Source organism: Pseudomonadota bacterium (genome assembly GCA_041395565.1).
Lineage (GTDB): Bacteria > Pseudomonadota > Gammaproteobacteria > UBA9214 > UBA9214 > UBA9214.
Genome location: JAWLAI010000009.1, coordinates 1 through 22,867, shown reverse-complemented (window position 1 = coordinate 22,867; position 22,867 = coordinate 1). Strand labels below are relative to the sequence as shown.

The following is a 22,867-nucleotide window of genomic DNA, read 5'->3' as shown; positions in this document are numbered from 1 at the left end:
TAATTCTGGAAAATTTACAAGCCTGCGTTGTCACATGTCGCGTCGCGTTCGTGAGCTGCACGCGGGGCCGACGACGCTGGCGCGATCGCGCACCCATCCGGTGCGGCCGCGAGGGTAGGGGGATGACGCAGGTTTTTGGAAGAATCATTGGCATATTAACAAGCAATTGAAATATAATATGAAATTCTATTACATTATGCGATTTTGCACGCTGCAGCGAGCCTGACATGGCCGAAACACACTTGACCGATGTAGCCTGGAACAGCTTTTCCCTTCCCGCGGAGCTGATGCAAGGTATTGAAGACGCGGGTTTTTCCAGGTGCACGCCGATACAGGCGGAGACCCTGCCGGTCGCCCTCGCGGGGCGTGACGTCGCCGGCCAGGCCCAGACCGGTACCGGCAAGACCGCCGCTTTCCTGGTTGCGGTCTTCCATCAGCTGTTGACCCAGCCGGCGGATGCCCGGCGCCAGCAGCAACAACCGCGTGCCCTGATCCTGGCGCCCACCCGGGAACTGGCCATCCAGATCTACAATGATGCCGCGGTGCTCGGGCGCCATACCGGCTTGCGGCTCGGCCTTGCCTATGGCGGCACCGGTTATGACGAGCAGCGCGAGACGATCGCCGCGGGGGTGGACATCCTGATCGGCACCCCGGGGCGCCTGATCGACTATTTCAAGCAGCATGTCTTCAACCTGAAGATGATCCAGGCCATCGTGCTGGACGAGGCGGACCGCATGTTCGACCTCGGTTTCATCAAGGACATCCGCTTTCTGCTGCGGCGCTGCCCGCCGCCGGAGCAGCGGCTGGGCATGCTGTTTTCGGCGACGTTGTCACACCGCGTGCAGGAACTGGCCTACGAGCACATGAACCAGCCCTTCCACGTCGATGTCGTACCCGAGAAGGTCACTGCTGAGCGCGTTCGGCAGGTTCTGTATCACACGGCAAACGAGGAGAAGATCCCACTGCTGATCGGGCTGCTCAATCACATGGACCCGCATCGCAGCATCGTGTTCGTGAACACCAAGCGCGCCGCGGACCGGGTCTGGTCGTATCTGGAAGGGAACGGGTTCAAATGTGCGGTGTTATCGGGCGATGTGCCCCAGAAAAAGCGCCAGCGCCTGCTGAACGAGTTCCAGAAGGGCGAGCTGCCGATCCTGATCGCCACCGATGTGGCGGCCCGGGGGCTGCATATACCCGACGTGAGCCATGTATTTAATTATGATCTGCCGCAAGATGCCGAAGACTATGTACACCGGATCGGACGTACAGCGCGGATCGGCAAGGATGGCGACGCGATCAGCTTCGCCTGCGAGAACTTCGTCTATTCCCTGCCCGATATCGAGGACTATATCGGGCACAAGATCCCGGTGGCGACGGTGCCGGAGAACGTCATCGGCGAGCTCAAGCCGCCGGTCAAGATCAAGCGTCCACCGCGGCCGGGCGAGAAGGGCGGACGGTCATCGCGGCGCCAGTCCGAGCGGCGCGGTGGTGGCCGCGGTCGACATCAGGCGCGCCAGGGGTAAACTGTCTTGCCAGGCTGAAGGAGTGCAGGTCGGTCGATGAATGCAGCGACGTTACAACCCGCGGAATTGGGCAGGCTGCTGCAGGGCAGGACTGCCCAGCGTGCCATACTCGTCATCAACCTGTTGCTGGTGGTCTGGATCGCGAGCCGGCTTGCCATCCTGACCTGGGGTTTGCTGCCGCAGAAGGAAGCGCCCGCGCCTACGCCGGTGGTCGCAGCCAAGGGCAACGTGCCGGCGAAGCCGGATCCCGATCTGGTGTTGATTCGCCAGTTGCCCGGCTGGCATCTGATGGGAGAAGTCAACACGGCAGCGGAACAGCCGGTCAAGGTCGCCGCGCCGGTCGAGGCCCCGGACACCTCACTCAACCTGACCCTGAAGGGGGTGCTGGCGGCCGATGTCAAGGAGGATGCGCGGGCCATCATCGCCGACCAGCGCGGACAGGACGAACACTACGCGATCGGCGGCACCCTCCCTGGCAATGTCGAGCTGAGCGCCATCTACCCGGATCGGGTGATCCTGCTGCGGAACGGGCGCTACGAGACCCTGCGGTTGCCGACGGATGACAAGCCGCGCGGCGGTAATGTTTACTCCGCCGCCACGGCACCAACAGCACGCTCCCCGCAGAGTGCATCGCAGCGGTTGCAGGCGATCCGCAGCCAGATCAAACAGCAGCCGGCCTCGCTCGCCGGTATGCTCCAGGTGGCGCCGTACAATGACGCCGAGGGCAAGCTGGCCGGCTACACGGTGGCGCCCGGCAGGGATCCGCAATTGTTCGAACAGGTCGGCCTGCGCACGGGTGACGTGGTCACGGAAGTCAACGGCCTGGCTCTGACGGATCCAGAAAACAGCGCCATGGCGCTGCAGAGTCTGCAGAGTGGCGAACCGGTCACGCTGCGGCTCCTGCGCGATGGCGTGGAGCAGACACTGTCGATCGACGGCAGTCAATAACCAGGTATTTTTTGATTGATTTATAAGGCAAGATAGCCACTATACCGGGACGGCGGCAGCCGCCTTCCGGTGGTAGGCGTATTTGAGGAATCAGGAATGAGCATTCCGGTAAAGATTGCGGCAGTGATACTGGTCTGGCTGTGTTGCGCCTTGCCGCTGCAGGCCGAGACCGTCACTCTCAATCTCAAGGACGCCGATATCAGCGCCCTGATCAGCACCGTCGCCGAGGTGGCGCACAAGAATTTCATCGTCGATCCACGCGTCAAGGGCAAGGTAACGGTGATTTCGTCCCGCCCGATGGACAGCGACGAGGTCTACCAGGTGTTTCTCTCCATCCTCAAGGTGCACGGATTCGCCGCTGTCCCGACCGGCGAGGTGATCAAGATCATCCCGGACGTGAACGCCAAGCAGGACAGCATCCCCACGACGACGGACAACAATCCCGGTGTCGGCGACGAGATGGTCACGCGCGTGGTTCAGGTGGACAACGTGGCGGCCGCCCAGCTCGTGCCCATCCTGCGGCCGCTGGTGCCGCAGCAGGGTCATCTCGCGGCCTACCCTGCCACCAATGTCCTGATCATCTCTGACCGTGCCGACAACGTGGAGCGCCTGGTCAGCATCATCCGCCGCATCGACCAGGTCAGCGACAGCGAGATCGAGGTCATCCCCCTGTCGCATGCCTCCGCCAACGAGGTGGTGCGCGTCCTGACCACCCTGACTCGCGCCTCGGCGGCCAAGGCGGCCGGCGGCGGCGGGACCGAACAGGTGCTGGTGGCAGACGAGCGTACCAACAGTGTGCTGCTGGGCGGCGAGCGCGCCGAGCGTCTGCGTCTGCGCGCGATCATTTCGCACCTGGACACCCCGCTCGAGTCCGGCGGCAATACCGATGTGATCTACCTGCGCTATGCCGATGCCACGGAGATCGTCAAGGTGCTCATGGGTGTGGGCAAGTCGGAAGAGAAGGACGCGCCCCAGGGCCAGGCCGCTGCCGCGAAGAGCGGCTCGTTCGATATCCAGGCGGATGCCTCAACCAATGCACTGGTGATCTCCGCGCCGCCCGACATCATGCGCACCCTGCGGCGGGTGATCAGCCAGCTCGATGTCCGCAAGGCGCAGGTGCTGGTCGAGGCGGCTATTGCCGAGGTGTCCGATACCGTGGCGCGCGAGCTCGGCGTGCAATGGATATTCGCCGATACCGGAGGCGGACGGGTGCCGGTTGGCGTCGTCAATTTTACTAACAACTCGGGTGTGCCCATCACCAGCATTGCCAGCGCGGTGTCCAGCTTGACCGGCGGCGGTACCACCAGCGGTACAGGCAGCGTTTCTATCGGAGAGACCAACACGCTGCTTGGATTCGGCGACATCGCCAGAAACGAGTTCAGCTATGCTGCAGTGCTCAATGCCTTGGCCAGGGACGGTAATACCAATATCCTCTCCACGCCAACCCTGGTTACCCTGGACAACGAGGAGGCCGAGATCCTCATCGGCGAGAACGTCCCGTTCCGGACCGGTTCCTTCACCAGTGCGGCCGGTGACGCGACCAATCCCTTCACCACCATCTCGCGCGAGGATGTCGGCCTGAAGCTGAAGATCAAGCCCCAGATCAACGAAGGCGATGCGCTGCGATTGGACATCCAGCAGGAGGTGTCCAGTGTCAAGTCAACTGGATCCGATGGTCCGACGACCAGCAAGCGTTCCATCAAGACCAGCGTCATTGCGGACAATGGCCAGATCGTCGTGCTTGGGGGGCTGATCGACGAGACGGTCAACGAGGGTGTACAGAAGGTGCCGTTGCTTGGCGACATCCCCCTGCTGGGGCTGTTGTTCAAATCGAAGACCGCTGATGTGACGCGCAACAACCTGATGGTGTTCATCCATCCCGTGATCCTGCGCGACAATGCCGTGGCAGCGCAATATACCAACAGCAAGTACAACTACGTTCGCGAGCTGCAGCGCCAGCAGAATGAGGATGGTGTCAATCTGATGCCCGGTAAGTCACACCCCATACTGCCGGATATCAGCACATACGGCGGTCAGCTACCGGACGTCCAAACGCCTGCTGCGGATATCCCCGTCGAAGACAAATCGTCACAGTTCATCTGGGATGAGTGAGAATTCACTGCAGGAAACCGGGCAGTCACCGGTCCCGGCGCCCGCGACGGCCACGCCGCAGCGCCGCCCGCCGTTCCTGTTCGCCAAACGCAACGGAGTGCTGGTCACCGGCTATACCGACGATTACGCCCAGGTGGCCCACACGGCCGGCGTGACGCCGGCCGCGCTGATCGAGCTGCGCCGCCTGGTCGGGATGCCGCTGCGGCTGGAGCAGATCGATGAGGAGCAGTTCAATACACTGCTCTCCAACAGTTACGAGCAGGGTTCCAGCGAAGCCATGCAGATGATGGGCGATCTCGGCGAGGACCTGGACCTGATGCATGTGGCGCAGGCCCTGCCCGAGCCGGCGGACCTGCTCGAAAGCGAGGACGACGCCCCGATCATTCGCCTGATCAACGCCCTGTTGACCGAGGCGGTCAAGGAAAACGCCTCGGATATCCATATCGAGCCGTTCGAGAACCGGCTGGTGGTGCGCTTCCGCTGCGATGGTGTGCTGCGTGAGGTACTGGAGCCGCAGCGGGTGCTGGCACCGCTGCTCGTGTCACGCATCAAGGTCATGGCGCGGCTCGACATCGCGGAGAAACGCCTGCCGCAGGATGGCCGCATCTCGCTGCGGGTGGCAGGCCGTGCCGTGGACGTGCGTGTCTCCACGCTGCCCTCCGGGAACGGCGAGCGCGTGGTGCTGCGTCTGCTGGACAAGCAGGCCGGGCGCCTCGACCTCGAGCAGCTCGGCATGTCGGCACAGGCGCGCGAACTCCTCGACGTGCTGATCAACCGGCCGCACGGCATCATCCTGGTCACGGGCCCGACCGGTTCCGGCAAGACCACGACGCTGTACGCGGCGCTCGGCCGGCTCAACAACAAGCGCCGCAACATCATGACCGTGGAAGACCCGATCGAGTACTACCTCGACGGTATCGGCCAGACCCAGGTCAATACCAAGGTCGACCTGAGTTTCGCGCGGGGTCTGCGCGCGATCCTGCGTCAGGACCCGGACGTGGTGATGGTCGGCGAGATCCGCGATCTCGAGACGGCCGAGATTGCCGTGCAGGCCAGTCTTACCGGCCACCTGGTATTCTCCACCCTGCATACCAACAGCGCGGTCGGCGCCGTGACCCGCCTGCGCGACATGGGCGTGGAACCCTTCCTGCTGTCCTCCAGCCTGATCGGCGTGCTGGCGCAGCGTCTGGTGCGCGTGCTGTGCGATGACTGCAAGGAACCCTACACGGCAGGCCAGCACGATTGCGCGGCGCTGGGGATGCCTGCGGAGAATCCCCCGACGCTGTACCGGGCCCGCGGCTGCCCGTCCTGCAACCAGCTGGGCTATCGCGGGCGTACCGGCATCTACGAACTGGTGATCCTCGACGACACCATGCGTGCCAGCATTCATGATGGCGCCGGCGAGCTGGAGCTGGAGCGCGAGGCGCGCCGGAAGACCCCGAGTATCCGTCAGGACGGCTGGCGTAAGATACTCGACGGCGCAACCTCCGTGGAGGAAGTCCTGCGCGTCACGCAGGGCGACTGACGCCGGTCCACCAGTGCCGCGCATGTCGCCTGTTACGGCCTGCTGAACAACCATGGGTGCTTTCGAATACACCGCACTGGACGCGAGCGGGCGCGAGAAAAAAGGCGTCATCGAGGGTGATGCGCCGCGCCAGGTACGCCAGCAGCTGCGTGACCAGGGGCTGGTGCCGGTCGAGGTACAGGAGGTCGCGCAGCGCGAGACGCGCAGCCGGAGCCGGTCCGCCTGGCTGCGGCGCGGTATCAGTCCGACCGATCTGGCACTGATCACGCGCCAGCTGGCAACCCTGGTCCGTGCCGCACTGCCGCTGGAGGAATGCCTGCGCGCGGTCGCCCAGCAGACCGAACGCGCGCGCCTGAAGAGTATGTTGCTGGCGGTGCGCTCGCGGGTGATGGAAGGTCATACCCTGGCCGCCGGTCTCGCGGATTTCAAGCATGTCTTCCCCGAACTGTATCGCACCACTGTCGAGGCCGGGGAGCAGTCCGGCCATCTGGACCGGGTGCTGGAACGGCTCGCCGATTACGCCGAGAACCGTCAGCAGATGCGCCAGAAGATCCAGCTGGCGGTGTTCTATCCGGCCATGCTCACCATAGTCGCGATCCTCGTGGTCGGCGGCCTGATGACCTATGTCGTGCCGCAGGTGGTGCAGGTATTCGAGAACATCGGCCAGGGTCTGCCGGCGCTGACCCGCGGCCTGATCGCGGTCAGCGATTTTCTGCGTAACCACGGACTTCTGCTGATCGGGCTGCTGGTGCTGGCGGGTGTCGGTTTCAGCTGGCTGCTGCGCAGCGAGGACAATCGACGCCGGTTCCACCGCCTGCTGCTGAGTGTGCCGCTGGTCGGGCGCCTGGAGCGCGGCCTCAACACGGGACGTTTCGCGCGTACCTTCAGTATCCTCACCGCGAGCGGTGTATCGGTGCTGGAGGCGATGCGCATCTCCGCCCAGGTCGTTTCCAACCTGCCGATGCGCGAAGCTGTCAACGAAGCGGCAGCGCGCGTGCGCGAGGGTTCTGGGATTGCCGCCGCGCTGGAACGCAGCGGTTATTTTCCAGCCATGACCGTGCACCTCATCGCCAGTGGCGAAGCCAGCGGCAAGCTGGAAGAGATGCTGGAGCGCGCCGCGATCAACCAGGAACGCGAGATCGAGACCTTGATCGCTGCGGTCATGGGGCTGTTCGAGCCGCTGCTGATCCTGCTGATGGGCGGTGTGGTGCTGGTCATCGTGCTGGCGATCCTGCTGCCCATCTTCGATCTCAACCAGCTCGTGCAGTGAAGCCGGCCACGGTCACTGGCCGCTACGCGGTGGCGACTCCGCCGGCTCAGGCCGATCCTGCCGCATGCGAGTCCGCCCTGGTCATGCAGCCCGGGCGACGCCGGGTGCGAGCAAGCGTTCAATAACCGCCTGCGGCCAGGTCGATCTGGCCGGGAATGGCGCCGATCCGCTCTATCCCCGTCACGATGCGCCCGTCGGGCTGCAGTTCCAGCCAGCGATAGCCGGGCGGGGCCGTGTCGACGGCAAAGCGGGTACTGCCCGGCAGAAACTGGATGCAGGTCGAAGGCGTCGACAGCAGGAGTACGTCGCCGCGCCGGCTCTGTAGTTCCTGGTGTACATGTCCCCAGAGGATCGCGCGTACCTGCGGATGGCGGTCGATGATGGCAAAGAAATCCGCCGGGTTGTCCACGGCCATGGTGTCCAGCCACTGGCTGCCCATCGCCACCGGCTGATGATGCAGGCAGACGATGGTATGCCTGTCTGGCTCCGCCTGCAGCCGTTGTTCCAGCATGGCCAGCGTGGCATCCGACAGGTGCCCACCCTCGCTGCCGGGGACGGTGGAGTCCAGCAGGATGAAATGCCAGTCGCCATGCACGGCATGGCTGTTGTAGCGGCACTGCCCGGCGTCGTGAGCCCGGCGTAATGCCCCGGCCTCGTCATGGTTGCCCGGCAGACAGTACACCGGGAGACCGAGCCCGTTCATGTGTCGGAAGAAACGTTGATACGCTCCCGGCGTGCCATCGTGGGCCAGGTCGCCGGTGGCGAGCACGAGGTGCGCAGCAGGGTTACGGCCAGCCACGGCCGCGAGTACGGCGCTGAGCGACTGCTCGGTGTTGAGGCCGAGCAGGCGGCCGCTGCCGCTGGTGAACAGGTGCGTATCGGTTATTTGCAGAACCCTGACGGTCTGTCCGGCCGACGGCTGTGTCGTCTTTGTCCCCATGCCTGTAGCTACCTGCCGTGCATGCTTTGGCTCGTTTGCTGTTATTGCATCAGGTTCATGCTGTTAACGGCTGCTCGTGGCAGTCTATAACAGCGCCGGCGGACGCCGGTGATACAGGTCACACTCCCCGTGTGGTGCGTATTTTACAGAACGGGACCGCTTTGTCATGTTTGCCGGGACCTCCGGCTACCGGCCGGCAGGTTCCAGCGGCTTGTAGAACACCTTGGAATTGCGCTGGTAATTGTATAGCGCCTTTTTTTTGGCGGGCAGGTGTGACAGGTCGCCCGGCAGGAAGCCACGTTCCCGGAACCAGTGCGCCGTATGGGTCGTCAGAACAACCAGCTGCTCGACGCCGCGCTGCATGGCCCGCTGCTCGACGGCGTGCAGCAGGGCGTCGCCGCGCCCCTCGTTGCGGTAGTCGGCATGCACTGCCAGGCAGGCCAGTTCGGCCTGGGCGGGCCGGTCGCCCGGATATAGCGCCGCGCAGGCGATGATGGTGCCGTCGCGCTCGATCACGAGGAAATGATCGATCTCCATCTCCAGCAGTTCACGGGAACGCTTGACCAGAACGCCCTGCTGTTCGAGCGGGGAGATCAGCTCGAGTATGCCACCGACATCGTCGATGGACGCCGCACGCAGCCCCTCGAAGGGATCCGAGGTGATCAGGGTCCCCAGGCCGTCGCGCGTGAACAGCTCCAACAGCAGGGCGCCATCCTGTTGCCGGTCGAGCAGGTGTACGCGCCGCACATTGCCGCGACAGGCCTGGATCGCGCTGTGCAGTTGCCGGCGCATGGGTTCCGTCAGGTGGCGCCGGCCGTGCAGCAGTGCCTGCGCCTCGTTGACGGTCAGCTGTGCCAGCAGCCGGCGGCGACCGTCACGCAGTTTCTCGCCTTCGTTGAGCAGCACCAGCTTGTCGGCCTGCAGTTCGATGGCGCTGGCCGTGGCGACTTCTTCCGCGCTCAGGTTGAACACCTCGCCGGTGGGGGAGTAACCCAGCGGGGAGAGCAGCACGATGCGGCGCTCGGCGAGGTGTTGCCGGACGGCCTGTCCATCGATGCGCCGCACCTCGCCGGTATGGCAGTAGTCGATGCCGTCACGCACGCCGAGCGGCCGGGCGGTGACGAAATTGCCTGAACTCACGCCGATGCGGGCGCCGGACATCGGGGTATTGGCCAGCCCCATCGACAGCAATGCCTCGATTTCCACGCGTACGGAACCGGCAGCCTCCTTCACGCATACGAGTGCGGCGTCGTCGGTGATGCGCAGGCCATGGGCGTATTCCATCTGGATGCCGCCCGCGGAGAGTTTGCGCTCGATCTGCGGGCGTGCGCCGTGGACCAGCACCAGCTGGATACCGAGGCTGTGCAACAGCGCGATGTCGTGGATCAGGCCGGGAAAGGCGGGATCCTCAACGGCCTCGCCGCCGAACACCAGGACGAAGGTGCGGCCACGGTGCGCATGTATGTACGGCGCCGAGTGCCGAAAGCTCCTGATGAACTGCCCGTTGAGTTCGCTGGTTTTCATGGCGCCTGTTATAGCAAGGGGGCGGTGTCTATACAAACGGATTTGATCATGTCGCGCAGCAGTTCCACGGTCGGCTGCAACCGATCGAGCGCGATGAATTCATCCGGCTGGTGTGCCTGCGCGATGTCGCCTGGGCCCAGGATGATGGTATCCATGCCGAGCTGTTGCAGATAGGGTGCCTCAGTGGCGAACGCCACTGCCTCCGGTACGTGGCCGGTGAGCCGTTCGGCGAGCCGGACGATGGGGGCGCCGTGCGCAGTTTCCATGGCCGGGATACCGTCGAACAGGGCGTCGCAGCTGGCCCTGACCGCGCTGTCTTGCAGCGCGGTGCTGACCACGCTGTGCAGCTCCGCGCGCAGAGCGCCGATGTCCATGCCCGGCAGCGGGCGCAGGTCGAGGTGCAGCTCGCAGTCGGCGCAGATACGGTTGGGGTTGTCGCCGCCATGGATGTGGCCGAGGTTGAGCGTTGGCACCGGGACAGCGAACAGCGCATTGTGATGCTGTGCCTGCAGCGATCCGCGCCAGGCAAGGATCGCGCCGATTACGTGGTGCATGGCCTCCAGGGCGTTGTTACCGAGTGCGGGGTTGCTGGAATGGCCGGCATGACCGTGCAGCCGGATGCGCTCCATGAATATGCCCTTGTGCATACGCACCGGGCGCAGGCCGGTGGGTTCGCCGATGACGGCGTGGCGCGCGTGCGGTCGCTGCCGCTCCACCAGCGCGCGGGCGCCACACATGGAGGTCTCCTCGTCGGCCGTCGCCAGCAGGATCAGCGGTTCACGCAAGTCCCGCGCGCGCAGTCCACGGGTTGCCTCGATGGCGAGCGCGAGGAAGGCCTTCATGTCAGAGGTGCCCAGGCCGTAGAGGCGCTGGTCCGCCTCGGTCAGGCGGAACGGGTCATGGCGCCAGGCGCCATGATCGTAGGGGACTGTATCGGTGTGACCGGCCAGCACCAGTCCGCCGGGACCGCTGCCGAGCGTTGCGATCAGGTTGGCCTTGGTCGGGGTGCCGGGCAGCGGCATGAGCTCGACGCTGAAGCCCGCGGCTTCGAGCCAGCCTGCGAGCAGGTCGATCACGGCGCGGTTGCCCTGGTCGAGCGCGGGGTCGACGCAGCTGACGGAAGGCGTGCCGATCAGCGCCCCGATCATTTCCAGCAGTGGAGGAGGTCGTGCCATCGCGGCTGCCAAGCTCTGTGTCCGGACGACTATAGCACCGGTTGCGCTGCGGATGTGTCGCGTTTGCGCCGGATCAGCGCGCTACCACAACGAGCCGCGGTTTCTGCGTGTACGTGAAGCAGCTCAGGGGCTCGGGCCCGGCGTAGGCGTAGCCCTGGAGGTAATTGACGCCCAGTTCGCGCAGCTCGTTGGCCACTGACATGGTTTCCACCCGCTCGGCTATGGTCTGCTTGTCGAGCAAATGCGCGAGTTCGTTGATCGAGCGGACCAGGGCATAATCGACCGGGTCGGACAGGATGTCGCGCACGTAGGCGCCGTCGATCTTGAGAAAATCGACCGGGAGCTTCTTGAGGAAGACGAACGAGGACAGGCCGCTGCCGAAATCATCCAGCGTGAAGCGGAAGCCGCGTCCGCGCAGCGTGAGCATGAAGCCCGTTGCCTCGGTGAGGTTGGCAATGGCAGCATTCTCGGTGATCTCGAAAATGATCCGCTCGGGCGGTGCGCCGGTCTGCTCGGCGCGCTCGATAATGTATCTCAGCATGTCATGGCTGGCGAGTGTCGGTGCCGACAGGTTGATGGATATGGTGATTGGCCAGTTGTGGTCATAGCTGTGCTCGGCCAGCCACTGCAGTGCATGGTCGATGACCCAGCGGTCGATGGCGGTGGCGAGGTTGTACTTCTCCGCCGCCGGCAGGAACAGGCGCGGCGAGATCACGGAACCGTCGTCGTCGATCATCCGCAGCAGCAACTCGATCTGCCTGCTGCTGCCATTACCTTCCGCGCAGGAGATGATGGGCATGTAGTAGAGCTTGAACTGGTTTTGCTCGAGCGCGCGCGTCAGGCGGGCGACCCACTGCATTTCGCTGCGCCGCTGCTGCAGCTGCCGGTCACCGAGATAGGCGACCTGGATCTGGTTGCGTCCGGCCTCCTTGGCGATGTAGCAGGCGGCATCCGCCGCGCTCATCGCGCTGGCAATGTCCGTCGTGGTTTCATCGAGCGGAACCACGCCAATGCTGATGCTGAGCGTGAAGGTGTTGTCCTGCCAGGTGAAGTGATATTCCTCGATCGACTTGAGCAGCTTGCCGGCGATCCCGACCGCCTTGTCCAGCGGGCAGTTCTCGAGCAGCAGCCCGAATTCGTCCCCGCCCAGCCGGCCGAGCGTGTCGCGATGGCGCACGGTGCCGCGCAGCAGGCCGGCGAGATGCTGCAGCAGGAGGTCGCCCGCACCATGACCGCAGACATCGTTGATGACCTTGAACTGATCGAGATCGAGGTACATGAGGGTATGCGCCGCGGGCAGCGACTGTGCACTGCGGATCGCGCGCTCGACACGTTTCTCGAATTCACGGCGATTGATCAGTCCGGTGAGCGCATCGTGGGATGACTGGTAGTTGAGCTGCCGGTTCTTGCTGGCGACATAGCGGGAGATGAGGCGCGCGAGCAAGTAGCAGAACAGCAGGATGACGCCGGTCAGTATGATCAGCAGGTTCCTGCTGCGCTGGTAGTGCACGCGGCTATCCGCCAGTGACTGGCCCGAGGCGGCCTCTTCCAGCTCCACCAGCGCGTCGAGTTGCTCCAGCATCCCTGCCTGCAGGGATACGGCATCGCGCATGGCGGCTTCAATATCTCCATCGGCGCCGCTTTCCAGCAGCAGGGCGGCGGCGTCACTCGCGGTCTGGGCCTGGCGCGTCAGCTGCTGCAGCCGCTCGTGTATTCCTGCCTCCTGCGGGGTCACGCCCAGTCCCGCAAGACGCTCGGTGGCGGCGCGATAGTTGCCGGCGTGGGCGAGAAAGTGCTGATACTCCTCGTCGCGTTCGAAGGGGTCCTGCGTCAGGCGCATCTTCCTGAGGCTGTCGGCGCGCGACCGGATCGCGTCGCGCATCTTGTTCGCGGCGGCGATCTTGGCATTGCGTACCTCCACGAGGTCGCCCATGCGCTCGGTGATGGTATGCATCTGCAGCAGCGCGATGGAGGCAAAGGCGAACATCAGTCCCAGGACAGCCATTACACCCAGCATTATCAGTGTCCGGGTATTGTCCTTCATGCGCTGGCCTGGCTCCCTGATTGGTCCTTGAACAGGAGGTGTCCGATATCTCCCGCAAGCAGGAAGCTATCCCTGAAACAATCGGCATGGGGCGGGCGGACTTGAAGGCGGCTGGCGCGGCTGCGGGCAGCGGTATAGCGTGCACGCGCGGCACTGCCGCGGTCTGCGCGGGTTTGCAGGGGTATGCCGCCACCGCCTGCTGCGGCCCGGCATGCCGGTGCGGCTGCGGGTCGCTAGCGGCCCACGGCGCTGCCGGCTGCCAGGTAGCTGCCGCAGCGCAGGTTGACGGGCAGGGTTTCGTGGATGCGGGCCGGGGGGTCAAGCATCAGATCCCGCATGAGTGCGATGAAGTCGTCACGCCGCCGACCCATGCCGATGCGTGCGTTGCCGGCCTTTTCCGCGGCGATGGTCGATACGGGTGCCGCCGTGGTGCCGTGTCCCGGGTAGACGAGGGTCGCATCGGGGAGCGTGAACAGGTGCTGTGTTATCGAGTCGTACAGCATGCCTGCATCGCCCGACTGGTAGTCCGTGCGTCCGCAGCTCCCGACCAGCAGGGTGCCGCCGGTAAAGACCGCACCCGGCAGGGTACAGCAGATGTCGCTGCCGCTATGGCCGGGGGTGTGCAGTATATTCAGGCGTGCATTGCCCAGCGGAATGAAATCACCGTCCCGCACCAGCACGTCAGCGCACTTGGCATGACTGTTTTCATGCACCATGACGATGGAATTGAATACCTCGCGCAGGTAGCCGGAGCCGGTCACGTGACCGGTGTGTACATGGGTCTCCACGGTGTATCTGAGTTTCAGGCCGAGTTCCCAGATCAGGTGTATGTCACGTCGCACCTGCTCGTGCACCGGGTCAATCAACGCGGCTTCGCGGCTGGCGGGATCCCACAACAGGTAACTGAAGGTGGAGCTGGCTGCGTCGTGCAGTTGACGGATTTCCATGACGGTGTGTCCTGTGTATTCCGGTTGGTGATGCGGTGCCGAATCACCCCGGCGCACGGCCGCGTCGCCCGCGGCCGTGCTGGAATGGGCGAGTAATGGAAGCCGGACTGGCGCCGGCCCGGTTAGCCGCGGTCCTCGTCCCGGTTCGTGTCTTCGTGCCAGTCGTCGCGCGCGCTGCCGGAGATACAGTTGCGGAACAGGCACGAGTAGATGAAGGCGCCGAAGGCGATCAGGAATACCACCAGCGAAACCAGCGTCAGGTTGTCGAAGTACATCTTGCACCTCCTCGACGTTTAGAACGTCTTAAAATAAGTAACTGCTTATATTCTACGATTCTGGGACCTGGCATGCAAGCGAATTTTTAGCCTGATATTGACCCCAATATGCTGTTTTATATATTAATTAACGGTATCTGCCGCAGCGTCATCTTGACGCACCGACCGCTCCGCAGCGTTGACCCGCATTGTCACGACCTACCGGCTGCGGTGTGACGGCTGCCGGGTGCGGCGGCCGGCGGGTGTGCCGCCACGCGTGTTTCTGCCCCGGCTGATCCCTCTGTATAGTTAACAGTCCGCTGCAACCCTGGGCGCCTGAATCAACCGGAGTAGATCGCATGACCAAGCCGTTGAACCGTTTCAGTTCACGCATTACGCAACCGAAGTCGCAGGGCGCATCCCAGGCCATGCTGTACGGCACCGGGCTGAAAGATACCGATATGGATAAGGCGCAGGTGGGTATCTCGAGCGTCTGGTACGAAGGCAATACCTGCAACATGCATCTGAACGACCTGGCCGCGAAGGTGCGCGAGGGCGTGATCGATGCCGGGCTGGTCGGCATGCGTTTCAACACCATCGGTGTTAGCGACGGTATTTCCATGGGACCGAGGGTACGGAGCTACTCGCTGCAGTCACGCGACCTGATCGCCGACTCCATCGAGACCGTCATCGCGGTGCGTCAGGTGGTATGACGCGAACATCTCGCTGCCGGGTTGGGACGCAAAGAACATGCCGGGCTGCCTGATCGCCATGGGCCGGCTCAACCGCCCGGCGCTCCGCGATCTACGGCGGGGACCATCAAGCCCGGGCACTACCACAACTAGTACCGCCCTGGATATCGTCTCGGCCTTCCAGAGCATGGCGAGTTCATCGCCGGCAAGATCGATGAGGAGACGCGGCGGACAACATCGTCAATCATGCCTGCCCGGCGCGGGGCTGCGGTGGGCGCACGGCCAATACCATGGCCCGGGCCACGAGCCAGCGGGCATGTCGCTGCCTTGTCTCCTCGACGCCGGCGGTGGATCCTGCCGTTGGCGGAGTGCTACAGTGCCGGCAGGGCCATCCGCAATCTGCCTGAGCTGGATTCCTCGCCGCGCGACATCATGACGCGCGCAGCTCACGCCACAGGACGTCATGGCCACCGGCGGATCCACCAACGCGGTGCTGCACCTCATCGCCGGCGCGGGCCGTGAACGTGTCGCTCATCGACGATTTCCAGGACGTCAGCGACCGGCCACCGTTCCTGGCCGATCTCAAGCCGAGCGGCCGCTACGTGATGAAGACCTGCATAACGCGGGCGGTACGCCGGCAGTGATGAACAATTCCGCTGGAACAGGGGCTGCTCGATGGCGACTGCCTGACCGTGACCGGCAAGACGGTAGCGGAAAACCTGCGGGACCTGCCCGGGCTCAGGGAGGGACAGGATGTCTTCCGCACCCTGTCCGATCCCATCAAAGCCACGGGGCATATCCAGATCCTCAAGGGCAATCTTGCGCCGGGGGGCTCGGTCGCCAAGATCACCGGCAAGGAAGGCCTGCATTTCAGCGGCCCGGCTCGGGTGTTCGACGCCGAGGAGGACATGCTAACGGCGCTGGAGCAAGGCCGCATCGGCAAGGGCGACGTGGTGGTCATCCGCTACGAGGGACCGAAGGGCGGCCCCGGCATGCCGGAGATGCTGACACCGACTTCTGCCATCATGGGCGCGGGGTTGGGCAAGGACGTGGCACTGCTGACCGACGGACGTTTTTCCGGCGGATCACACGGCTTCATCATCGGTCACATCGTGCCGGAGGCCCAGGAAGGCGGACCGCTCGCGCTGATCCGCGACGGCGATGTCATCACCATCGACGCGGAAAGCAAGTCGCTGTCGGTGGCGCTCAGCGATGCCGAGCTGGAACAGCGCCGCGCTGCCTGGCGGATGCCGCCCTACAAGGCGGAGCGCGGTACGCTGCACAAGTATATACAACTGGTCAGGAACGCCTCGGAAGGCTGTGTAACGGACGAGTAGGCATGCACTGCGCCCTGCTGCCGGGGGCCACAACCGCCACGGCCGCACGGGAACCCGCGCTGGGAGCTAGAACGTGTCCCAGCTCGATTTCTTGCGCCAGCGGATGCGCGGGATGATCAGGCCGACCAGGATGCCGACCAGGATCACGCCGGCGCCGGCCATGAACCAGTCGCGGGCGGTGCGGTCGCGCAATCCCTCGTTCTCCTGCTGCAGGATCTGCAGGTCGCGCTCCAGCGCGACGACCCGGGACTTCAGTTCCTTGTTCTCGGAATCGATGGCCAGGGCACTGGAGGCGGTGCGCTTGATCTCGGACAGTTCCTGGCTGACCTTGCGGTTGGTGCCGCCGAGTGACTCGAGTTCGCTGGCGAGCGCGTTCTTTTCCTCGCTCAGCGCCGCCATCGTGGTTTCCAGCTTGCGCTTCTCCAGTTCCAGTTCCGCGAGATCCTTCTCGGCGCTCGCCAGGCGGTCGCGCGCGGCCGGGGTCTTCATCAGGTAGCGCGTCAATACCCAACCTTCCTTGCCGCTCTTGGTGCGCACGCGCGTGTAGCCCTCGTCCTTGTCCACCTCCAGCACCTCAACCGGGGTGCCGCTGTCCAGCATGCGGGTGATACTGTAGCTGTTGCCCTTGCCGCTGCGCATGGTGATCTCCAGGCTGTCGCTGACGTAGCGCGTTTCGGCTGCGGCGCTGCCTGCCAGGAGCAGGAACAGAAGCAGGATGGCGGATGGGGTCTTCACTGCAGCTCCAGACGGCAAGGAAATCGTGGCGGCTATTCTAGCCGATCCGGGCGCCTGTCGGTCAAACCCCTGCCAGTTCCGGCTGCAAGTCTGCCCGGCATCCGCGGTATAGTATTCCGGGTCAATGCCCGGAGGATGGTCGCATCGTGGAAATCGATCCCCGTACACACCGCCTGCGTGATGTCCGTCAGCTGCAGTCGCCGAATTGCGACGCGCGGCCGGCCGGCTGCGCGCCGGAACTGATCGTGATCCACGGTATCAGTCTGCCGCCCGGCTGCTATGGTGGCGATGCGATCGACCGGTTGTTCACCAACTGCCTCGACCCGGACGCACATCCCTATTTCCGGGACATCGCCGGACTCAGGGTTTCCAGTCACGTGCTGATCCGACGCGATGGCGAAGTGATCCAGTACGTGCCATTCGATCAGCGCGCCTGGCACGCGGGGGATTCCTGCTTTCAGGGGCGGCGGGCATGCAATGATTTTTCCATCGGCATCGAGCTGGAAGGTCAGGACGAGGACCCCTACACACCGGTACAGTACGAGCGCTTGGGCGCGGTGACGCGGGCGCTGCTGCGGACCTATCCCGGACTGTCGCGCCAGGCCATCGCCGGACACAGCGACATTGCACCGGGGCGCAAGACCGATCCCGGACCGGCTTTCGACTGGGCCGATTTCCACGCACGCCTGGAAACCCGGTATGTCTGAGACCACGGCGCCAGCCACCATGATCGAGCTGTTGCGCCATGGTGAACCGGTGGGTGGTACACGCTTTCGCGGCCAGCGTGACGATCCGCTGAGCGAGCGGGGCTGGCAGCAGATGTGGGACGCCGTTGACGGGCGCGGGCCGTGGCAGCAGGTGGTGAGTTCACCGCTGTCGCGCTGTCATGGGTTTGCCGCCGCACTGTGCGCGCGGCAGGCCTTGCCGTTGCGCGCCGAGCCGCGGTTCGCCGAGGTCGGTTTCGGTACCTGGGAAGGCCACACGCGGGCGGAGCTGGAGGCCAGGGACCCTGGCCAGGTGGACCGGTTCCTGCGCGATCCGGTCGGCCAGCGGCCGGCCGGCGCCGAGCCGCTGGATGCCTTCGTGGCGCGCGTGCGTGCCGGCTTCCTGGAGTTGCTGGACCGGCACGCGGGGCAGTCGGTGCTCGTGGTGGCCCATGCCGGTGTCATCCGTGCCGTCATCGCCACCGCGCTGGATATCCCGCCCGCCGCGATGTATCGCATCCACGTTGCCAATGCCGGCATCACGCGCCTGCGTACCGACCGCAGCCGCGGCTACAGCCTGGTCGCGCATGGCTGTGCCTGAGGCACGCATCGGCATCGATCTCGGCGGTACCAAGATCGAGGGGGTCGTGCTGCAGGACGACGGCGGCGAATGTCTGCGCCGGCGCGTGCCCACGCCGCAGGGTGATTACGCGGCGACCATCGCGGCAGTCGCCGCGCTGGTCGAGGCGCTGGAGCAGGCGGCGGGGCGGCGCTGCACGGTCGGAATCGGCATGCCGGGTTCGATCTCGCGGGCGACGGGGCTGGTGAAGAATTCCAATTCCGTGTGTCTGAACGGCCGGCCGCTGCACGCTGATCTGGAACAGCGTCTCCGGCGACGGCTGCGCTTCGCCAATGATGCCGACTGTTTCGCCCTGTCCGAGGCGCATGACGGGGCGGCGGCGGGCGCGCGCAGCGTGTTCGGTGTCATCGTCGGCACGGGTACCGGAGGCGGCATCGTCGTCGACGGACGTCTCCTGTCCGGACCGAACGGTATCGCCGGCGAATGGGGGCACAATCCGCTGCCCTGGCCACTGCCGGATGAACTGCCCGGAGCGGCCTGCTACTGCGGCCGGCACGGTTGTATCGAAACCTGGCTGTCCGGTCCCGGGCTGGCGCAGGATTACAGCGCGGCGACGGGCGCGGCGCTGGATGCGGTTGCCATCAACGCGCGTGCCGCCGCCGGTGAAGCGGCGGCGCAGGCGGCGTTGACGCGCTATGCCGACCGCATGGCGCGGGCGCTGGCCGGCGTGATCAACATCCTGGATCCCGAGGTGATCGTGCTGGGCGGCGGCATGTCGAACATCGGGGGGCTCTACCAGGCCGTGCCGCAACGCTGGGGGGCATACGTGTTTTCCGACCAGGTCGATACCCGGCTGTGCCGTGCGCTGCACGGGGATTCGAGCGGGGTGCGCGGTGCTGCCTGGCTGTGGCCGGCGCAGTCTGCGGGCTGAGCCGGGGCCGGTGTACGGGCGGTGGGCTACAGCGCGGCGTTGGCGCGGATCCGGCCGGCCTGGTCGGTGACGGTGAGGGTATGGTATGCGCCGCGCGGCACGGCCAGCAGCAGGCAGGGGCTGGTGACCAGCTGGGGCAGGATGGCGCCGGGCGGCGGCGACAGCCACTCGATCCGCACCGTGGCAGCGGTGGCGTGGAGTTCTAAGTTTGGCCGCAGCAAACGCAGCTGGTAGCCCCCCGTCGGCTGCTGCCCCATGAACACCTGCAAGACCCCGTATGCTGCGAAATCCGGCACCGGTGCGGGCAACGTGTTCGCGCCGAGCGAGTGGCGGGTCATGTCGCGGTAGGCGGATTGCAGGGACGCTGGCGTGTCCAGCCAGCGCGCCGCCGGCGCTGGTGCGCTGGGTGCGCACTGAGTGCCGGTGGCCAGGGTGGTGACCGCGCGCGTGTCCGTACCGGACGCGGGCGGGATGGCCGGCCTGCACGCCATCAGCCCGGCCACGAGCAGCAGTGTCGCGAGGCGAGTGCCGTGGCGGCGCTGCGCCGCCATCATGGCGTGGCCCGTTCCAGGCTCGGCCTGGCGACGCCGGCGGTGGCGGATGCCTGCCCCGCCGTGGTGATGACGACATTGAAGCCGGAGTTGAAGTCGAGTCCGGTACGGTCTGCCGCTACCGTGACCGGTGTGAGCTGGTCGAGCGAAATGTAACCGCCGCAGGCCTCGCTTCCCACGCAGATAATGCCGTCGTTGTCGAGGTCGGTGCCGGCGAGCAGCTCATAGGTCCCCGCAGCGACCCCGTTCAGCGTGTATTGGTACACACCATTCGCAGCCGCCGCGCTGGCCTGGTATTTGGGTACCCCGCTCGCCTGATCGATCAGCAGGATGTAGTGATATCCGGCATCGGCATCCTGGTTCAGGAGCGTCACCTGCATGATGACGGGAACCTGGATGCTGTTGGCGCTGGAGCTGATGGTGATCGTCGCGGTATAGGTGCCTTCCGCCAGTCGGTTGCGCGAGACGCTGACGACATAGCTGCCGGTCCCGGTGACGGGATCGGTCACGGCCGGCACGACGTTCAGCCAGCCGGCGTCATCGGTGGGTGGATTCACGGTCAGGGTGCCGCCGCCGCCATTGGCAACGCTGATGAATGCGGTGGTGCCGAGCGTGCTGAAATTCAGCGCCGAGGGTGACACCACCAGGGTTGGCGGTACCGGCGTGATGCCGCCCTGCGCCGCCGCCACGGCCCGGTGGGCGTCGATCAGGCCGTAGCCGAAGACATTGTCGCGGCCCGGTGTGCCCAGGTCGGTTGTCAGCTGGCCGTTCAACAGCAGGTTGTCGATATCGGCGGGTGTCAGTGTTGGCGTGACCGCTTTCATCAGCGCGAGCGTACCTGCCACGTGCGGCGTCGCCATGGAAGTGCCCTGCAGGAAGCGATACAGATACTGGGGCGGGCTGCCGGAGGAATCGTCGCCGCTGGTACTGAGGACGCCGTCGGGATAGCCGTCGCCGTTGACATCCGCGGCGGTATTGCCGCCGGGAGCGGCAAGATCGATGGCGGCGCCGAAATTCGAGTAGGGCGCCGCCTGCTGGTTGATGTCTACGGCACTCACGGATAGCACGCCATTGTACGATGCCGGATAGAACAGGCTGCTGGTCGCATCGTTGCCGGCCGCTGCAACGATCATGACGCCCTGCCCACGCACCTGGTCGATGACGTTCTGCTCGCTCTGGGAGAAGCTGTATCCGCCCAGGCTCAGATTGACGATGTCCGCCCGCTGTACGGGGACGCCGCCGGAATCGTTCGGCAGTCCGGCCGCGTAGAGCAGGGCCTGCATGATGTCGTAGCTGGTACCCCCGTTCAGGCCGAGCGTGCGCAGCGGCATGAGCGTGGTCGCCCAGCTCGTGCCGGCGACGCCGATGCTGTTGTCGGTGGCAGCGGCGATCGTGCCGGCGACGTGGGTGCCGTGGAAGCTGCTGTTGCCGGCAACGCCGCCATCGCCGGGGTCTTCCGGGTCCGGGTCGATGCCGTCGCCGTCCAGGGCATTGGTCGGGTCGCTGATGAAGTCGTAGCCCGGGCCGATGCGCCCCTGCAGGTCGGGATGGGCAGTGAGGATGCCGGTGTCTATCACCGCGACCACGACGGTGTCCGTACCCGTGGTGATGTCCCAGGCCTGTGGCAGGTTGATCAGCGGATAGTGCCATTGCAGGGGATAGTTCGTGTCGCCGGGGGCAAGCGTGACCCGGCGCAGGTAGTTCGGTTCGGCGAATTCGACGTCCGGCCGCTGCCGCAGGCGCTTGATGGCCTGGATGGTTTCACGTTGGTACTGCCGGCGCTCGGTGGCGCTACCGGCAGCGTTGCTGCCGGCGGGTCGCGGCAGTGTCAACAGCAGCGCCCGGCCGGTCGTGCCGGCCTTGTATGCCAGCCCGGAAGCGGCTGCCTGCACGGCGGCGGACTTGCCGGCGCTGCTCCCGGGTTTGAAGCGGGCGATGATCTCGCCGGGCACGAAATCGTCGGCCGGGAAGCTCGCGCCGGACTGCGCCGCGCTCAACTGCTGGCCGAGCGTGAGCGTGTAGCTGGACGCACCCGGTGTGGCGCGGGCGTAGATCCTGACCTCGAGGTAGTATGTGCCCGCGAGCGGTGCGGTGACGGTTTCCGTCGGACCGATACCTTCCGAGCTGTCGACCAGGGTATTGCCTTCATCATACAGGAACAGATCCAGGTCCCCGGCAACATGGTCGGCGATATTCAGGATGACGAGCTGGTTCGTCGCCATCGAGATCCGGTAGAAATCGGAGATATCGCCGCTGCTGCGGGAACGGCCGTCCGGCCCGCCGCCCGGCTGGTTCAGGTAGCCGCCAACGACCACCGGATTGGGAATGACCTGCGCCGCGGCAACGCTGTCGTTGCTGGCATAGGGGGCGAAGGGATCGTTGACATCGCTGTCGACGGCATTGCCGGCGGCAGCCTGAATGCTGCCGCTCAGGGTGTAGCCGGTGCTGGCTGCCGTGCTGTCACCGCCGCCACCGCCGCAGCCCGTGAGCGCGAGCATGGCGGCGGCCAGTACTGCGTGGAGCGGGTGCGGGCGGTCGGGCGTGAGGCTGTGCATGTACAAAGCGCTGTAATCCTCGTCCTGGCTGCGCAGCGCGTCACCTTAGGGGCACAGTGCGCGGCCTGTCAAGGCAACACGTTGAGCCGGCGCGTGCCGCGCGGCGGCTGGTTGCCGGTTAAATCAGCTATTCCGGTCGGCGATCATCCGCAGCACCGGGGTCTCGATCCCGGCGCGCTCCGCCTGCTGCAGCGCGCGCGCGAGGCGCAGCGGCGCGCTGCGCCCGGTGCAGCCGTGCTGCGGGTCTCCCGCGAAGGCCGCCAGCATCGCCGCCAGCACCTGTTCCGCATCGAAGCGCATGCCGGTCAGGTGTTCCTGGATCCGGATCACCTCGTGTGCGACATCCTGCGCCAGCTCGCGGTGCTGCGCCCACAATTCGCTGACGGTGCCGCCGGTAATCAGGCCGGCGCAGTTGGTGGTCACGATGTAAACGTTTTTGACGACCAGTTCGAACAGCAGCTCGTGCGTGCTGTGCAGCACCCGGGTGGGGATGTCCAGGCACGTCAGGCAATCCTGCAGC

General features: G+C 65.2%; 18 protein-coding genes and 1 pseudogene. 9 read left to right on the top strand and 10 right to left on the bottom strand.

Annotated features, from left to right (window positions below; genetic code table 11):
• The first annotated feature begins 227 nt into the window (after positions 1-227).
• The 5 genes from rhlB (at position 228) to gspF (ending at position 7,378) form a co-directional block, all read left to right on the top strand.
• The gene (gene rhlB, locus R3F42_14490; protein MEZ5543226.1) at positions 228-1,523 is read left to right on the top strand and encodes an ATP-dependent RNA helicase RhlB; all 1,296 of its coding nucleotides are present in this window, start codon (positions 228-230) and stop codon (positions 1,521-1,523) included.
• 36 nt (positions 1,524-1,559) lie between these two features.
• Positions 1,560-2,471: a type II secretion system protein GspC gene (gene gspC, locus R3F42_14485; protein MEZ5543225.1), complete on the top strand. Its 912-nt coding sequence runs from the start codon at positions 1,560-1,562 to the stop codon at positions 2,469-2,471.
• A gap of 96 nt (positions 2,472-2,567) precedes the next feature.
• On the top strand, positions 2,568-4,583 hold the full coding sequence (gene gspD, locus R3F42_14480) for a type II secretion system secretin GspD (protein ID MEZ5543224.1): 2,016 nt from the start codon (positions 2,568-2,570) through the stop codon (positions 4,581-4,583).
• The gene (gspE, locus tag R3F42_14475) at positions 4,576-6,108 is read left to right on the top strand and encodes a type II secretion system ATPase GspE (protein MEZ5543223.1); all 1,533 of its coding nucleotides are present in this window, start codon (positions 4,576-4,578) and stop codon (positions 6,106-6,108) included. Before gspD ends, gspE begins: the two co-directional genes overlap by 8 nt.
• A 52-nt stretch (positions 6,109-6,160) precedes the next feature.
• Positions 6,161-7,378 carry a type II secretion system inner membrane protein GspF gene (gene gspF, locus R3F42_14470; GenBank protein MEZ5543222.1) on the top strand — a complete coding sequence of 406 codons (1,218 nt, stop codon included), beginning with the start codon at positions 6,161-6,163 and terminating at the stop codon, positions 7,376-7,378.
• Between the two features lie 118 nt (positions 7,379-7,496).
• On the opposite strand, the gene cpdA is transcribed toward gspF, so the two are convergent.
• The 6 genes from cpdA to R3F42_14440 all read right to left on the bottom strand — a co-directional run bounded on the left by cpdA (position 7,497) and on the right by R3F42_14440 (position 14,283).
• Positions 7,497-8,318 (bottom strand): 3',5'-cyclic-AMP phosphodiesterase, encoded by an 822-nt coding sequence (cpdA, locus tag R3F42_14465; GenBank protein MEZ5543221.1) that lies wholly within the window; start codon positions 8,316-8,318, stop codon positions 7,497-7,499.
• Between the two features lie 186 nt (positions 8,319-8,504).
• Positions 8,505-9,842, bottom strand: coding sequence for an amino-acid N-acetyltransferase (gene argA / locus R3F42_14460; GenBank protein MEZ5543220.1), 1,338 nt, complete (start codon positions 9,840-9,842; stop codon positions 8,505-8,507).
• A gap of 8 nt (positions 9,843-9,850) precedes the next feature.
• On the bottom strand, positions 9,851-11,017 hold the full coding sequence (gene argE, locus R3F42_14455) for an acetylornithine deacetylase (protein ID MEZ5543219.1): 1,167 nt from the start codon (positions 11,015-11,017) through the stop codon (positions 9,851-9,853).
• A 73-nt stretch (positions 11,018-11,090) separates the two neighbouring features.
• Positions 11,091-13,061, bottom strand: coding sequence for an EAL domain-containing protein (locus tag R3F42_14450; GenBank protein MEZ5543218.1), 1,971 nt, complete (start codon positions 13,059-13,061; stop codon positions 11,091-11,093).
• Positions 13,062-13,294: 233 nt separating this feature from the next.
• A complete protein-coding gene (locus tag R3F42_14445; GenBank protein MEZ5543217.1) occupies positions 13,295-14,008 on the bottom strand; it encodes an MBL fold metallo-hydrolase in 714 nt (237 codons plus the stop codon).
• Between the two features lie 122 nt (positions 14,009-14,130).
• Positions 14,131-14,283 carry a hypothetical protein gene (locus R3F42_14440; protein ID MEZ5543216.1) on the bottom strand — a complete coding sequence of 51 codons (153 nt, stop codon included), beginning with the start codon at positions 14,281-14,283 and terminating at the stop codon, positions 14,131-14,133.
• A gap of 338 nt (positions 14,284-14,621) precedes the next feature.
• On the opposite strand from R3F42_14440, the pseudogene R3F42_14435 reads away from it, so the two are divergent.
• Positions 14,622-16,291, top strand: a pseudogene (locus R3F42_14435) (dihydroxy-acid dehydratase).
• Positions 16,292-16,357: 66 nt separating this feature from the next.
• On the opposite strand, the gene R3F42_14430 reads toward R3F42_14435, so the two are convergent.
• Complete coding sequence (locus tag R3F42_14430; GenBank protein ID MEZ5543215.1) at positions 16,358-17,026, bottom strand: TIGR04211 family SH3 domain-containing protein; 669 nt, start codon at positions 17,024-17,026, stop codon at positions 16,358-16,360.
• A gap of 146 nt (positions 17,027-17,172) precedes the next feature.
• Here R3F42_14430 and ampD point away from each other — a divergent pair, with 146 nt between their 5' ends.
• From ampD to R3F42_14415, 3 genes are read left to right on the top strand one after another with little or no spacing between them, the layout of a single operon-like run.
• Positions 17,173-17,733 carry a 1,6-anhydro-N-acetylmuramyl-L-alanine amidase AmpD gene (gene ampD / locus R3F42_14425; protein MEZ5543214.1) on the top strand — a complete coding sequence of 187 codons (561 nt, stop codon included), beginning with the start codon at positions 17,173-17,175 and terminating at the stop codon, positions 17,731-17,733.
• Entirely contained in the window at positions 17,726-18,331 is a 606-nt protein-coding gene (locus R3F42_14420) for a histidine phosphatase family protein (GenBank protein MEZ5543213.1), read from the top strand. Before ampD ends, R3F42_14420 begins: the two co-directional genes overlap by 8 nt.
• The gene (locus R3F42_14415; GenBank protein ID MEZ5543212.1) at positions 18,318-19,241 is read left to right on the top strand and encodes an ROK family protein; all 924 of its coding nucleotides are present in this window, start codon (positions 18,318-18,320) and stop codon (positions 19,239-19,241) included. Before R3F42_14420 ends, R3F42_14415 begins: the two co-directional genes overlap by 14 nt.
• 26 nt (positions 19,242-19,267) lie before the next feature.
• On the opposite strand, the gene R3F42_14410 is transcribed toward R3F42_14415, so the two are convergent.
• The 3 genes from R3F42_14410 to R3F42_14400 all read right to left on the bottom strand — a co-directional run.
• Positions 19,268-19,795, bottom strand: a complete 528-nt coding sequence (locus R3F42_14410; GenBank protein ID MEZ5543211.1) for a protease complex subunit PrcB family protein — start codon at positions 19,793-19,795, stop codon at positions 19,268-19,270.
• A complete protein-coding gene (locus tag R3F42_14405; GenBank protein ID MEZ5543210.1) occupies positions 19,792-22,347 on the bottom strand; it encodes a S8 family serine peptidase in 2,556 nt (851 codons plus the stop codon). Before R3F42_14405 ends, R3F42_14410 begins: the two co-directional genes overlap by 4 nt.
• 123 nt (positions 22,348-22,470) lie before the next feature.
• Positions 22,471-22,867: hypothetical protein (locus tag R3F42_14400; GenBank protein ID MEZ5543209.1), on the bottom strand; the 397-nt coding region annotated here is incomplete at its 5' end.